The following is a 13,113-nucleotide window of genomic DNA, read 5'->3' as shown; positions in this document are numbered from 1 at the left end:
TCGCCATCCCATATGCTTCTCACGTCCCCGACGCGCTGAGAAGCGCCCAGGCGGGCCGATAGCCCTCATCGTCTAGCGGCCTAGGACGCCGCCCTTTCAAGGCGGTAGCACGGGTTCGAATCCCGTTGGGGGCACGCAAGATCGTGTGCGACACTGTTGCACACAAACAGCTTGGTCCTGTGGAGCAGTTTGGAGTGCTCGCCACCCTGTCAAGGTGGAGGCCGCGGGTTCAAATCCCGTCAGGACCGCTGAGGTTTCACGTGAAACCTCGTGGCTGGGTAGCTCAGTTGGTACGAGCGATCGCCTGAAAAGCGATAGGTCGCCGGTTCGACCCCGGCCCCAGCCACAACCCGAAGGCCCCGTTCGACGAACGGGGCCTTCGTCGTATGGCAGCGTCGCGCTTCAGCCAGGTCGGGGGGACCCATGAGCGGCACCGAGATCGAGCTCGAAAAGGACAAGGCGAAGTTCGGCCTGCTGGCGGTGATAGCCAGCAATGTCGCGATCGTCGCCGTGGCGGTCGTCGGGGTCTGGCGGCTCAAGGGCGACACCTCGGTGATCGTCGGCATCCTCACCGCCGCCTTCACCGCGGTCAGCAGCATGACCACCGCCTATCTGGGCATCAAGGCCGTCTCCAACACCGCGCGGTCCATGACCCTGGCCGGCGGGCCGGTCCAGCAGCCGCCCGCGCCGGCCCCCTCGGCGCCTGCGGCCCCCGCCGGCACCGACGCCGTTCCCACCCCCGCGACGCCCGCCCCGACCTCCTAGGCGCCGACCTCCCGGGCCGGGCCCGTCGGGCGTCCGCCCGGGTGGCGGTGCCGCCAGACCAGGAAGATCGCACAGGCCAGGACGGACCAGCCGGCCAGCACCAGGAACGGGAAGGCGTGCTGGTCGCCCCGGAAGTAGACCGCGGTGTGCTGGGCGTTCACCGAGGCGCCCGGCGGCAGCCAGCGGCCGATGGTGCCGAGCGCGGACGGCAGCAGCGGCCAGGAGACGGCACCCCCGGACGAGGGGTTGCCGAGCAGCACCATCAGGCCCCAGGTCGGCAGCATGGCCCAGCGCCCGAACATCGTGTTGAACATCGTGAAGACCATGCCGGACGTGAACATCGTCAGGGCGAGGATCAGCCAGGACTCCACGAACGGCAGTCGCAGCGCGCCCAGCCACCAGTCCACCACCGCGGCGATCGTGAACCCGCCGAGCAGGGCGTAGCCGACGGTGAAGGCGATGCGCTCCAACGGGTTCAGCGCCTTCGCGTGCACGCTGAGCTGGATCGCGCCGATGAAGCCGATCACCACGGCGGCGAGGGAGATGTAGAAGATCGCCAGCCCTCGCGGGTCACCCTTCTGGAGCGGCTTGAGGTCGTGCAGCACGACGGCTGTCCCGGTGGCCCGGCCCACGCTCCCCGCGGCCTCCCCGAGGACCTGCGCGACGGTCGCACCGGAGGCCGCGGAGACGTCCACCCGGACCGGGCCGCCACCCGAGGGCGCGCCGATCACCGCGAAGACGCGCTGCTGGTCCACGGCGCGGACGGCCGCGGCCCGGTCCGGGTACGGGTGCAGCTTCAGCGAGGCCGACAGGGCGTGCTCCATGCCCGCGATGAAGGGGCGGGCCGGCGGGCGGTCGTAGGGGCCGGTGACCGCGGCCGGGATGCTGTGCGGGGTCGGGTTCGCCATGGCGTAGGTGTAGGAGCCCGCGAAGAGGCCGGCGGCGGCGGAGATGAGAAGGAGCAGGACGGTGGCGGGGAGGAAGGGGGACCGCTTGAACGTCGTCCAGCGCGACTCGGAAATACGCGAATCGGACATAGGGGAACTCTGGCATCTCGCCGTGGGAGGTGCCTGTCGATCGCCGGGTGCGGGCTCGCGGCGGCTGATCGCGCCCACGCGGGGGCCGCATATCGGCACAGCCCCGCACCGGCGGCAAATCAGTCGACCGGGTTTCGGCCGAGGTGAGATCCTGGATCGCGTATGTCTACGCATCCAGCCCCCGCCCTCGGCTCCCTCGCCGCCCGTCTGACCGAGTTGTCGCTGCGTGACGCGCACCGGCTCGGACGGCGGCTCGAGGGCGCGCGCAAGATCCGTAAGCCCGAAGCCCGTGATGCCGTGTTCGCCGAGATCGAGGGCGAGCTCGACAAGGCGGCGGGCCGGATGGCCGAGCGGCGCGCCCGCGTGCCGGCCGTCACCTATCCCGAACAGCTGCCCGTCAGCCAGAAGAAGGACGAGATCGCGGCGGCCATCCGCGATCACCAGGTCGTCATCGTCGCCGGTGAGACCGGTTCCGGAAAGACGACGCAGATCCCCAAGATCTGTCTGGAACTGGGCCGCGGTGTGCGCGGCATGATCGGGCACACCCAGCCCCGCCGGATCGCCGCCCGTACCGTCGCCGAGCGTGTCGCCGAGGAGCTGCGCACCCCGCTCGGCGAGGCCGTCGGCTGGAAGGTGCGGTTCACCGACCAGGTGAACCCGGACGCCACCTTCGTGAAGCTGATGACGGACGGCATCCTGCTCGCCGAGATCCAGACCGACCGCGAGCTGCGCGCCTACGACACGATCATCATCGACGAGGCCCACGAGCGGTCCCTCAACATCGACTTCCTGCTGGGCTATCTCGCCCAGCTGCTGCCCAAGCGGCCGGACCTCAAGGTCGTCATCACCTCGGCGACCATCGACCCCGAGCGCTTCTCCCGGCACTTCGGGGACGCCCCGATCGTCGAGGTCAGCGGGCGGACGTACCCCGTGGAGGTGCGCTACCGGCCGCTGCTCGAAGAAGAGTCCGAGGACGCCGACCGCGACCAGATCACCGCGATCTGTGACGCGGTCGAGGAGCTCCAGGCCGAGGGCAAGGGCGACATCCTCGTCTTCCTCTCCGGCGAGCGGGAGATCCGCGACACGGCGGACGCGCTGGAGAAGAAGAAGTACAGATTCACCGAGGTGCTGCCGCTGTACGCCCGGCTGTCGCACGCCGAGCAGCACCGGGTCTTCCAGCAGCACACCGGGCGCCGGATCGTGCTGGCCACGAACGTCGCCGAGACCTCGCTGACCGTCCCGGGCATCAAGTACGTCATCGACCCCGGCTTCGCCCGGATCAGCCGCTACAGCCACCGCACCAAGGTCCAGCGGCTGCCCATCGAGCCGGTCTCGCAGGCCAGCGCCAACCAGCGCAAGGGCCGCTGCGGCCGTACCTCCGACGGCATCTGCATCCGGCTGTACAGCGAGGACGACTTCCTGGCCCGGCCGGAGTTCACCGACGCGGAGATCCTGCGCACCAACCTGGCCTCCGTCATCCTCCAGATGACCGCGGCCGGCCTCGGCGACATCGAGAAGTTCCCGTTCATCGACCCGCCGGACCACCGCAACATCCGCGACGGCGTGCAGCTCCTCCAGGAACTGGGCGCGATCGACCCCGCGGAGAAGGACCCCCGCAAGCGGCTCACCGACACCGGCCGCAAGCTCGCCCAGCTGCCCGTGGACCCGCGGCTCGCCCGGATGGTGCTGGAGGCGGACCGCAACGGCTGTGTCCGCGAGGTCATGGTCATCGCGGCCGCCCTGTCCATCCAGGACCCGCGCGAACGCCCCGCCGACAAGCAGGCGCAGGCCGACCAGCAGCACGCCCGTTTCAAGGACGAGACCAGCGACTTCCTCGCCTATCTCAACCTGTGGCGGTATGTGCGCGAGCAGCAGAAGGAGCGCGGCTCCAGCTCGTTCCGGCGGATGTGCAAGCAGGAGTACCTGAACTTCCTGCGCATCCGCGAGTGGCAGGACATCTACACCCAGCTGCGGACCGTGGCCAAGCAGATGGGCATCCATCTCGCCGAGGACGACGCCCCCGCCGACCGCGTCCATGTCTCCCTGCTCGCCGGACTCCTCTCCCACGTCGGGATGAAGGACGTACGGGAGGGCAACAAGAACGAGTATCTGGGCGCCCGCAACGCCAAGTTCGCGATCTTCCCGGGCTCGGCGCTGTTCAAGAAGCAGCCCAAGTTCGTGATGTCGGCCGAGCTGGTGGAGACCAGCCGGCTGTGGGCGCGGGTCAACGCGAAGATCGAGCCCGAGTGGGTCGAGCCGATCGCCGGGCATCTGCTGAAGCGCACGTACAGCGAGCCGCACTGGGAGAAGGACCAGGCGGCCGTGATGGCGTACGAGAAGGTCACGCTGTACGGCGTGCCGATCGTCGCCCAGCGCAAGGTGAACTACGGCCGGATCGACCCCGAGGTCTCCCGCGAGCTGTTCATCCGCAACGCGCTGGTGGAGGGCGACTGGCGCACCCACCACAAGTTCTACGCCGACAACCGCAAGCTCCTCAGCGAGGTCGAGGAGCTGGAGCACCGGGCGCGGCGCCGGGACATCGTGGTGGACGACGAGACGCTGTTCGACTTCTACGAGCAGCGGGTGCCCGAACATGTCGTCTCGGGCGCGCACTTCGACTCCTGGTGGAAGCGGAAGCGGCACGAGCAGCCGGACTTCCTGGACTTCGAGCGGGAGATGCTGATCCGCGAGTCCGCGGAGGCCGTCACCAAGGACGACTATCCGGACAGCTGGCGGCAGGGTGCCCTGAAGTTCCGGGTCACCTACCAGTTCGAGCCGGGCGCGGACGCGGACGGTGTGACCGTGCACATCCCGCTCCAGGTCCTCAACCAGGTCACCGACGAGGGCTTCGACTGGCAGATCCCGGGCCTGCGGGAAGAGGTCGTCACGGAGCTGATCCGGTCCCTGCCCAAGCCGATCCGGCGCAACTACGTGCCCGCGCCGAACTACGCCAAGGCGTTCCTGGAGCGGGCGGTGCCCCTCCAGGAGCCGCTGACCGTGACGATGGCGCGTGAGCTCAAGCGCATGGTCGGGGTGCCGTTCGAGGCGGAGGACTTCGACTGGGCCAAGGTCCCCGAGCATCTTCGGATCACCTTCCGGATCGTCGACGAGCGGCGCCGGAAGCTGGCCGAGGACAAGGACCTGGAGGCGCTCAAGCTCAGCCTGAAGCCGAAGGCGCGCAAGGCGCTCTCCCAGGCCGCGGCGGCGTCCGCGTCCCGCGAGGGCGGGCCCGCCCTGGAGCGCGAGGGGCTGACCGACTGGACGATCGGCACGCTCAGCCGGGTCTTCGAGACGCGCCGGGCCGGACAGCCGGTGAGGGCGTACCCGGCGCTGGTGGACGACGGCGACACGGTCTCCGTACGGCTCTTCGACACGGAGGCCGAGCAGGCGGAGGCCATGTGGAAGGGCACCCGGCGGCTGATCCTGCGCAACATCCCGGTGAACCCTGCCAAGTTCGCGTCCGAGAAGCTCAGCAACCAGCAGAAGCTGGGGCTGTCCGCCAATCCGCACGGGTCGATCCAGGCCCTGTTCGACGACTGTGCGATGGCCGCCGCGGACAAGCTGATCGCGGACTTCGGCGGCCCCGCGTGGGACGAGGAGTCGTACCGGAAGCTGTACGACAAGGTGCGCGCCGAGATCGTGGACACCACGGTGCGCACGGTCGGCCAGGTGCAGCAGGTGCTGGCCGCGTGGGGGGCCTGTGAGCGGCGCCTGAAGGCCGTGCGCAGCCCCGCGCTCCTCGCGAACCTCACGGACGTCCGCGAGCAGCTGGACGCGCTGGTGAAGCCCGGGTTCGTCACCTGGGCGGGGATACGCCGGCTGCCGGATCTGATGCGGTACCTGGTGGCGGCGGACCGGCGGCTCCAGCAGATGCCGGCGAACGTGCAGCGGGACACCACGCGTATGGAGAAGGTCCATGAGATGCGGGACGAGTACGCCTGGCTGCTGGAGCAGCTTCCGCAGGGGCGGCCCGTTCCGCAGCAGGTCCTGGACATCCGCTGGATGCTGGAGGAGCTGCGGGTCAGCTATTTCGCGCATGCGCTGGGCACGGCGTACCCCGTCTCCGACAAGCGGATCGTGAAGGCGATCGACGCGGCCGCACCGTAACCGACCGCTCACAGGGGGTGAGTTCGACCTGGCGGGCCCACCTCCTGTACAGTCTCATCTCGCAGCACAAAGCAACAAGCCAAGTGCCGCGAAACCTGGTCCTGTGGAGCAGCTTGGAGTGCTCGCCACCCTGTCAAGGTGGAGGCCGCGGGTTCAAATCCCGTCAGGACCGCAGCAGAAGTAAGGCCCGCATCCCTTGAGGATCGCGGGCCTTACTCATGTCCCGGCCCCAGAGGGGGAGTCGCGCCCGCACGGCGCCGCCTGACGGCCCCTGAGGGCAACGAAAGTCGGCAAACCCGATCAGAAGCTCACGCGGCCCCGTCTGGGCGCTTACGGACGCTTCCATGCCGTCGCGCGGCCTTGACTGCGTCCACTTCACTCGGTACCCAGAAGGACATGGGGACCTCGGTCAGGCACGAGACGCGGGCGCTGCTGCGAGCGCACCTCGCGGCCGCCTCGTCGTACCGGCATCTCACCCGGCACTGCCCGGACTGCCACCGGCTGCTGCGGCTGGCGATGAGCGAGGGCCGGCCATCTCGTACGGCGTGACCGGCGCGGGTCCCAACTCCCCTTCACGCAGGGGAGAGTGGAACCGGTGATTCCATTAGCGTACGCATGCCCGCGGCAACAAGTCACCCGGCATGTGACGGGTGTCACTGCATGAGTTTTCAGAACAGCGCAACTTACACCTCTCCTACAACGGGTCAATTTAATATGTGCAATTGCACTCCATACCGGAGTGCGCCCTCGGCACCCTCATCGACCCTTCACCCCGCCCCCGACCAGCGCACAAAACAGATCGCGCTGGACCCGGCGGAGTCCAGCGCGATCGACGACGCACCCTGTGTCGCTTGCCTACAACGTTCTTTTCGGCCTGGGCGTGGGGCCTGTTGGGGCAGGTCCCGCGTCGCTTGAAGCTAGGGTTTCGGGCGCCTCGGCAGGTTGGGGGGCCTGCCGTTTCGCCCTGTATTCAGTTGTTCCGCCTGCTCGGTCAGGCCTCGCTGCGCTGCTGCGGGATGCCCGCGAGCAGAGCGCGGACCTCAGCCTCGCGGTAACGGCGGTGCCCGCCGAGCGTGCGGATCGACGTGAGCTTGCCGGCCTTCGCCCACCGCGTGACCGTCTTGGGGTCGACGCGGAACATGGTGGCGACCTCAGCCGGGGTCAGCAGCGGCTCGGCATCAGGGGTGCGAGCGGTCATGAGCGGCCTCCTCGGGAGAACCGAACCTTCTCGGTTCTTTCCTCTAAATTCTGCACCTTGACCCGCGTTGCCCGAAATGGCGGACGCGAGTCGAGTCGGTTATAGGACGAACGGCTTGTCCTCGGCACTACAACTACACCATCTGTCCAGCCCGGTCGGCCAAACCGATGGAATTGCCCTCCCAGGTGTTCATCAGCGACGGAAGCCGATGGACCATGCCATAGCGGACAGTCACGCCACCGTGACGATCAGTCACAGGGCGATCAGGAGGCATCAGACCCCCCAAAGCGTGCAATGCAGAGATTCCGCCCATAGTGCACCACACTTGGACGGAAGGAGCCCTCCCCGGACTCCTTGTCCTATTTTGGCATGAGGAGGGGGAAGAGGCGCAAGGGCCCCGTACGTGCAGTCCATCACCTTTCGGGCGTCCTTGACGCAAACGCCCGGATCGGGGCCGACGCCCCGTCAGTTGGGTGAAGCGCGCTTGACCGTACGCCGTTGAACGCCGTCTGAGCTGTGACGCGGATCACGTTCTGGCGGTTTCTGTTTGAACGTCAGTTCGCCGAACGCCGATCCCGCACCGCACGCCACCGCTCCACGAGCCGCGCGTACGCCTCCCCGGCCGCGGCCTCGTCCCCCCGGCGCAGCGCCTCGATGCCCTCGGCCACATCCGCCGCCGAGTGGTCGTCCGCCAACTCGTCGGCCGGCAGCACATGCACCAGACCGCCGTAGTCCAGCTCCACCAGCGACCTCGGATGGAACTCCTCCAGCCAGCGGCCGACGTCCAGCAGACCGTCGACCAGCGGCCCTTCCCCCACGGACTCCTTCAGGGTGCGCAGCGCCCTGGCCACCCGGCGCCGGGCCTGCACCATCGGCGTGCGGTAGCGCAGCACCGGGGGCGCCTCGGCGGCCCCCTTGTCGTACCGCCGTTCCTCGTCCGTGACCAGCACGAACCAGTTCACCGGCACCTGCCAGGTCGCCGTGCGGATCCACGGGCGGGCGTCGGGATTGCGCCCGAGCCAGCGCTCGTAGTCCAGGGCCGCCTGCCGGCGCACCACCGGGGGCAGCACCGCGTCCAGCACCGGCGGGGGCAGCTCCGCGCCGAGTTCCTCCAGCGCCTGCCAGCCGCGCAGCCGGGTCCGCCAGGGGCACACGCAGACCACCCCGTCGACCTCCAGCACAAAGGCGTCGCCGCTCTCGCGCACCGGTACCGCGATGGGCGGGGTCGGCACCAAGTCGGCCAGCGAGCGCCGCAGTTCGTCCTGGTACGAGGGCCGGTCCCGGCGGCGGGCGTAGCGCGCCCAGTGGCCGCGCTCCGGCTCCGGGAAGGCGCCCAGCGGCTCGTACACGCGCAGGTAGGCGGCATAGGGGACGACCACGGAGGAAACCTTCGGCACGCCTGCTCCCTCCCCATCGAACCCGGCTGGAAACACTGCAAATCGTGCCATGGCCAAGAAGGTGCGGTGAGCCCGTGCGGGTGATCCTGAACACTGCGCGGACGGTGCCCGGACCCAGGCTCTACGCTCATGCCACCAGCACCCGCCACCCGTACGGGAGCTGGCCCCACTCGCCGCTAGTACACAGGAGTCACCACAGTGACCGACGTAACCGGCGCGCCTGCTGATGTCCTGCACACCCTGTTCCACTCGGAGCAGGGCGGTCATGAGCAGGTCGTGCTCTGCCAGGACCGCGCCAGCGGCCTCAAGGCCGTGATCGCGCTCCACTCCACCGCTCTGGGCCCGGCCCTCGGCGGCACCCGCTTCTACCCGTACGCCACCGAGGCCGAGGCCGTCGCCGACGCGCTCAACCTCGCGCGCGGTATGTCGTACAAGAACGCCATGGCCGGCCTGGACCACGGCGGCGGCAAGGCCGTGATCATCGGCGACCCGGAGCGCGACAAGACCGAGGAACTCCTGCTCGCCTACGGCCGGATGGTCGCCTCCCTCGGCGGGCGCTACGTCACCGCCTGCGACGTCGGCACCTATGTGGCCGACATGGACGTGGTGGCCCGCGAATGCCGCTGGACCACCGGCCGCTCCCCGGAGAACGGCGGCGCAGGCGACTCCTCGGTGCTGACCTCCTTCGGCGTCTACCAGAGCATGCGCGCCTGCGCCCAGCACCTGTGGGGCGACCCCTCGCTGCGCGATCGCACGGTCGGTGTCGCCGGGGTCGGCAAGGTCGGCCACCATCTGGTGCGCCACCTGCTGGACGAGGGCGCGAAGGTCGTCATCACGGATGTCCGCCCGGACGCCGTCCAGCGGATCCTCGACGAGCACGAGGGCGTGACGGCGGTCGCCGACACCGACGCGCTGATCCGGCTGGAGGGCCTGGACATCTACGCGCCCTGCGCGCTCGGCGGCGCCCTGAACGACGAGACCGTGCCGGTGCTCACCGCCAAGGTGGTGTGCGGCGCGGCCAACAACCAGCTCGCCCACCCGGGTGTGGAGAAGGACCTCGCCGACCGCGGGATCCTCTACGCGCCGGACTACGTGGTGAACGCGGGCGGGGTCATCCAGGTGGCCGACGAGCTGCACGGCTTCGACTTCGAGCGGTGCAGGGCGAAGGCGACGCGGATCTTCGACACCACGCTGGCCATATTCGCACGTGCGAAGGAAGACGGAATTCCGCCGGCCGCGGCGGCCGACCGGATCGCCGAGCAGCGGATGGCCGAGGCGCGCGCGGGCCGCACCGGGCACTGACCCGGTCGCGCGAAAGGCTGCGCGCACCCCAGTTCGCACACATGAGCGGTACCCGCCGAGGGCCGGTTAGAGAGAACTCTCACTTCCATCGGCGGGTCGTTCCCCGATAAGTGGTTAAAATCGCCACTGACCAGCGAGGACAGGGCGCCTCGAAGGTTCTGTGCACACGCGCGTGCTGCGGGCGACGTACCGTATGGGCGCGGGCTCAGGTACCGTGGAAGCCCTACGGACCGGCCTCTCCACGGAGAGTCCGATCCAGATCATGAACGCGTGTCAGACTCTGGGGCCGTCGAGCCCCGTCACCGAGGGGGTCGAGCCATGGGGCGCGGCCGGGCCAAGGCCAAGCAGACAAAGGTCGCCCGCCAGCTGAAGTACAACAGCGGTGGGACTGACCTGTCACGTCTGGCCAGTGAACTGGGCGCATCAACTTCGAACCAGCCGCCGAACGGCGAGCCTTTCGAGGACGATGACGAGGACGAGGACGACCTTTACTCCCGTTACGCCGACCTCTATGAGGACGACGACGACGAGGACGACGGTCCCTCACAACACCGTCGCGGCGCTTGACCTTGCACTGAGCACCAGTCCGGTCGGTGGCACAGCCACCGACCGGCTTCTGTGCTACCCGCGAGCAGGTCTCGCGGGCACCACACCGGGCGTCAGCTCGCGTAGTCCCCCACCAGCTCCGCGCCGCTGTCCTTGTCGCCACGCTCGGTGATCTCGCCGGCCACCCAGGCCTCGACGCCCCGGTCGGCCAGCGTCGCGAGGGCCACCTCGGTGGATTCCTCGGGGACGATCGCCATCATGCCGACGCCCATGTTCAGCGTCTTCTCCAGCTCCAGGCGCTCCACGTTCCCGGTCCTGCCGACCAGGTCGAAGATCGCGCCCGGGGTCCAGGTGGTGCGGTCGACCACGGCGTGCAGATCGTCCGGGATCACCCGGGCCAGGTTGGCCGCGAGACCGCCGCCGGTGATGTGGCTGAAGGCGTGCACATCGGCCGTGCGGGTCAGCGCCAGGCAGTCCAGCGAGTAGATCTTGGTGGGCTCCAGCAGTTCCTCGCCGAGGGTGCGGCCGAGCTCGGCCACCTCCGACTCCAGGGCCAGACCCGCCGTGTTCAGCAGGACGTGGCGGACCAGGGAGTACCCGTTCGAGTGAAGCCCGGAGGCCGCCATGGCGATCACGGTGTCACCCTTGCGGATGCGATCCGAGCCGAGCAGCCGGTCGGCCTCCACGACGCCCGTACCGGCGCCCGCGACATCGAAGTCGTCCGCGCCGAGCAGGCCCGGGTGTTCGGCCGTCTCACCGCCGACCAGGGCGCAGCCGGCCAGTACACAGCCCTCCGCGATGCCCTTGACGATGGCGGCGACCCGCTCGGGGTGGACCTTGCCGACACAGATGTAGTCGGTCATGAACAGCGGCTCGGCGCCGCACACCACGATGTCGTCCATGACCATGGCGACCAGGTCGTGGCCGATGGTGTCGTAGACGCCCAGGCGGCGGGCGATGTCCACCTTGGTGCCCACGCCGTCCGTGGCGGAGGCGAGCAGGGGGCGCTCGTAGCGCTTGAGGGCGGAGACGTCGAAGAGTCCGGCGAAGCCGCCGATGCCACCGAGGACCTCGGGACGCCGGGTCTTCTTGACCCACTCCTTCATCAGCTCGACGGCGCGGTCGCCCGCCTCGATGTCGACGCCCGCCGCTGCGTAGCTGGCACCAGTTGTCTCAGACATGACTGTGAGAGCTTTCGTGTCGTACTGCGGGGTGTTACGGGCGACGGATCGCGTCGGCCGCGGCCGTTTCGGCGGGACCGGCCGCCAGCTCGGTCTCCAGCAGCTGCTTGCCGAGCAGTTCCGGATCCGGCAGCTCCATCGGGTACTCGCCGTCGAAGCAGGCGCGGCACAGGTTCGGCTTCGCGATGGTGGTCGCGTCGATCATGCCGTCGATGGAGATGTAGGAGAGCGAGTCGGCGCCGAGGCTGGTGCCGATCTCGTCGATCGTCATGCCGTTGGCGATCAGCTCCGCACGGGTGGCGAAGTCGATACCGAAGAAGCAGGGCCACTTCACCGGCGGCGAGGAGATGCGGATGTGCACCTCGGCTGCGCCCGCCTCGCGGAGCATGCGCACCAGGGCCCGCTGGGTGTTGCCGCGCACGATCGAGTCGTCCACGACCACCAGGCGCTTGCCCTTGATGACTTCCTTGAGCGGGTTCAGCTTCAGCCGGATGCCCAGCTGGCGGATGGTCTGCGAGGGCTGGATGAACGTACGGCCCACATAGGCGTTCTTCACCAGTCCCGCGCCGAACGGGATGCCCGAGGCCTCGGCGTAGCCGATGGCGGCCGGGGTGCCCGACTCCGGGGTCGCTATCACCAGGTCGGCCTCGACCGGGGCCTCCTTGGCGAGCCGGCGGCCCATCTCCACCCGGGAGAGGTACACGTTCCGGCCGGCGATATCGGTGTCCGGGCGGGCCAGGTACACATACTCGAAGACACAGCCCTTGGGCTTTGCTTCCGCGAATCGCGAGCTGCGCAGGCCGTTTTCGTCGATGGCGACGAACTCGCCCGGCTCTATCTCGCGGACGAAGCTGGCGCCGCAGATGTCCAGGGCGGCGGACTCGGAGGCGACCACCCAGCCGCGCTCCAGGCGGCCGAGGACCAGTGGGCGGATGCCCTGGGGGTCACGGCCGGCGTAGAGGGTGTGCTCGTCCATGAAGACGAGCGAGAAGGCGCCCCGGACCTTCGGGAGGACCTGATGGGCGGCCTCCTCGACGGTCAGCGGCTTGCCGTCCTCGTCGACCTGGGCGGCGAGCAGCGCCGTCAGCAGGTCGGTGTCGTTGGTGGCCGCGACCCGGGTGGAGCGGCTGTTGTTCTCGTTCGGGAGTTCGGCGACCATCTCGGCGAGCTGCGCCGTGTTGACCAGGTTGCCGTTGTGGCCGAGCGCGATCGAGCCGTGCGCGGTGGCGCGGAACGTCGGCTGGGCGTTCTCCCACACGGAGGCACCGGTGGTCGAGTAGCGGGCGTGTCCGACCGCGATATGACCCTGGAGTGATCCGAGAGAGGTCTCGTCGAAGACCTGGGAGACCAGGCCCATGTCCTTGAAGACGAGGATCTGGGAGCCATTGCTGACCGCGATTCCCGCGGATTCCTGACCCCGGTGCTGGAGGGCGTAGAGCCCGAAGTACGTGAGCTTTGCGACCTCTTCACCCGGAGCCCAGACACCGAAGACGCCACACGCGTCCTGGGGGCCTTTCTCTCCGGGGAGCAGGTCGTGATTGAGTCGACCGTCACCACGTGGCACGGCACCGAGTGTAGGC

At 69.0% G+C, this 13,113-nt stretch carries 10 protein-coding genes and 4 tRNA genes; 9 read left to right on the top strand and 5 right to left on the bottom strand.

Translation table 11 applies throughout. From position 1 onward, the window contains the following. Positions 1–61: 61 nt before the first annotated feature. The 4 genes from HEP81_RS20160 to HEP81_RS20145 all read left to right on the top strand — a co-directional run bounded on the left by HEP81_RS20160 (position 62) and on the right by HEP81_RS20145 (position 765). Positions 62–134 (top strand) — tRNA-Glu (locus HEP81_RS20160). 39 nt (positions 135–173) lie between these two features. Then, positions 174–248: transfer RNA gene (locus HEP81_RS20155), tRNA-Asp, on the top strand. Positions 249–272: 24 nt separating this feature from the next. Next, positions 273–346: transfer RNA gene (locus HEP81_RS20150), tRNA-Phe, on the top strand. A gap of 77 nt (positions 347–423) precedes the next feature. Further along, positions 424–765, top strand: a complete 342-nt coding sequence (locus HEP81_RS20145; RefSeq protein ID WP_051849826.1) for a hypothetical protein — start codon at positions 424–426, stop codon at positions 763–765. Here the strand turns inward: HEP81_RS20145 and HEP81_RS20140 are convergent. Further along, positions 762–1,802 carry a membrane protein gene (locus HEP81_RS20140; protein ID WP_037650712.1) on the bottom strand — a complete coding sequence of 347 codons (1,041 nt, stop codon included), beginning with the start codon at positions 1,800–1,802 and terminating at the stop codon, positions 762–764. The two genes, HEP81_RS20145 and HEP81_RS20140, sit on opposite strands and share 4 nt — an antisense overlap. Before the next feature lie 162 nt (positions 1,803–1,964). Here HEP81_RS20140 and hrpA point away from each other — a divergent pair, with 162 nt between their 5' ends. The 3 genes from hrpA (at position 1,965) to HEP81_RS20125 (ending at position 6,458) form a co-directional block, all read left to right on the top strand. Next, positions 1,965–5,909: an ATP-dependent RNA helicase HrpA gene (gene hrpA, locus HEP81_RS20135; RefSeq protein ID WP_037650709.1), complete on the top strand. Its 3,945-nt coding sequence runs from the start codon at positions 1,965–1,967 to the stop codon at positions 5,907–5,909. Positions 5,910–6,006: 97 nt separating this feature from the next. Next, positions 6,007–6,081: transfer RNA gene (locus HEP81_RS20130), tRNA-Asp, on the top strand. A gap of 224 nt (positions 6,082–6,305) precedes the next feature. Then, positions 6,306–6,458: a DUF6274 family protein gene (locus tag HEP81_RS20125; RefSeq protein ID WP_167739826.1), complete on the top strand. Its 153-nt coding sequence runs from the start codon at positions 6,306–6,308 to the stop codon at positions 6,456–6,458. 442 nt (positions 6,459–6,900) lie between these two features. Here HEP81_RS20125 and bldC read toward each other — a convergent pair whose 3' ends face one another. Beyond that, a complete protein-coding gene (gene bldC / locus HEP81_RS20120) occupies positions 6,901–7,107 on the bottom strand; it encodes a developmental transcriptional regulator BldC (protein WP_003949541.1) in 207 nt (68 codons plus the stop codon). A gap of 554 nt (positions 7,108–7,661) precedes the next feature. Then, on the bottom strand, positions 7,662–8,504 hold the full coding sequence (locus tag HEP81_RS20115; protein WP_037650706.1) for a DUF8083 family protein: 843 nt from the start codon (positions 8,502–8,504) through the stop codon (positions 7,662–7,664). A 198-nt stretch (positions 8,505–8,702) separates the two neighbouring features. Between HEP81_RS20115 and HEP81_RS20110 the strand changes: the two genes are divergently transcribed. Together HEP81_RS20110 and HEP81_RS20105 are read left to right on the top strand one after the other, a co-directional pair. Beyond that, complete coding sequence (locus HEP81_RS20110) at positions 8,703–9,806, top strand: Leu/Phe/Val dehydrogenase (protein WP_037650702.1); 1,104 nt, start codon at positions 8,703–8,705, stop codon at positions 9,804–9,806. A 318-nt stretch (positions 9,807–10,124) separates the two neighbouring features. Continuing rightward, the gene (locus HEP81_RS20105; protein ID WP_037650699.1) at positions 10,125–10,373 is read left to right on the top strand and encodes a DUF3073 domain-containing protein; all 249 of its coding nucleotides are present in this window, start codon (positions 10,125–10,127) and stop codon (positions 10,371–10,373) included. A gap of 92 nt (positions 10,374–10,465) precedes the next feature. Here the strand turns inward: HEP81_RS20105 and purM are convergent, their stop codons facing one another. Both purM and purF read right to left on the bottom strand, forming a co-directional pair. Beyond that, positions 10,466–11,533 carry a phosphoribosylformylglycinamidine cyclo-ligase gene (gene purM / locus HEP81_RS20100; protein WP_037650696.1) on the bottom strand — a complete coding sequence of 356 codons (1,068 nt, stop codon included), beginning with the start codon at positions 11,531–11,533 and terminating at the stop codon, positions 10,466–10,468. Positions 11,534–11,567: 34 nt separating this feature from the next. Further along, a complete protein-coding gene (purF, locus tag HEP81_RS20095) occupies positions 11,568–13,097 on the bottom strand; it encodes an amidophosphoribosyltransferase (RefSeq protein ID WP_037650693.1) in 1,530 nt (509 codons plus the stop codon). Positions 13,098–13,113: the final 16 nt, after the last annotated feature.

This window comes from Streptomyces griseofuscus (genome assembly GCF_014673495.1).
Taxonomy (GTDB): domain Bacteria; phylum Actinomycetota; class Actinomycetes; order Streptomycetales; family Streptomycetaceae; genus Streptomyces; species Streptomyces murinus.
The sequence above is the reverse complement of the archived record's forward strand: the minus strand, read 5'-3'. Positions and strand labels throughout refer to the sequence as shown.

Bases quoted from the DNA above. Each gene is read 5' to 3' on its own strand.
- HEP81_RS20145 (WP_051849826.1), top strand. From the start codon at position 424: ATGAGCGGCACCGAGATCGAGCTCGAAAAGGACAAGGCGAAGTTCGGC.
- HEP81_RS20140 (WP_037650712.1), bottom strand. From the start codon at position 1,802: ATGTCCGATTCGCGTATTTCCGAGTCGCGCTGGACGACGTTCAAGCGG.
- hrpA (WP_037650709.1), top strand. From the start codon at position 1,965: ATGTCTACGCATCCAGCCCCCGCCCTCGGCTCCCTCGCCGCCCGTCTG.
- HEP81_RS20125 (WP_167739826.1), top strand. From the start codon at position 6,306: ATGGGGACCTCGGTCAGGCACGAGACGCGGGCGCTGCTGCGAGCGCAC.
- bldC (WP_003949541.1), bottom strand. From the start codon at position 7,107: ATGACCGCTCGCACCCCTGATGCCGAGCCGCTGCTGACCCCGGCTGAG.
- HEP81_RS20105 (WP_037650699.1), top strand. From the start codon at position 10,125: ATGGGGCGCGGCCGGGCCAAGGCCAAGCAGACAAAGGTCGCCCGCCAG.
- purM (WP_037650696.1), bottom strand. From the start codon at position 11,533: ATGTCTGAGACAACTGGTGCCAGCTACGCAGCGGCGGGCGTCGACATC.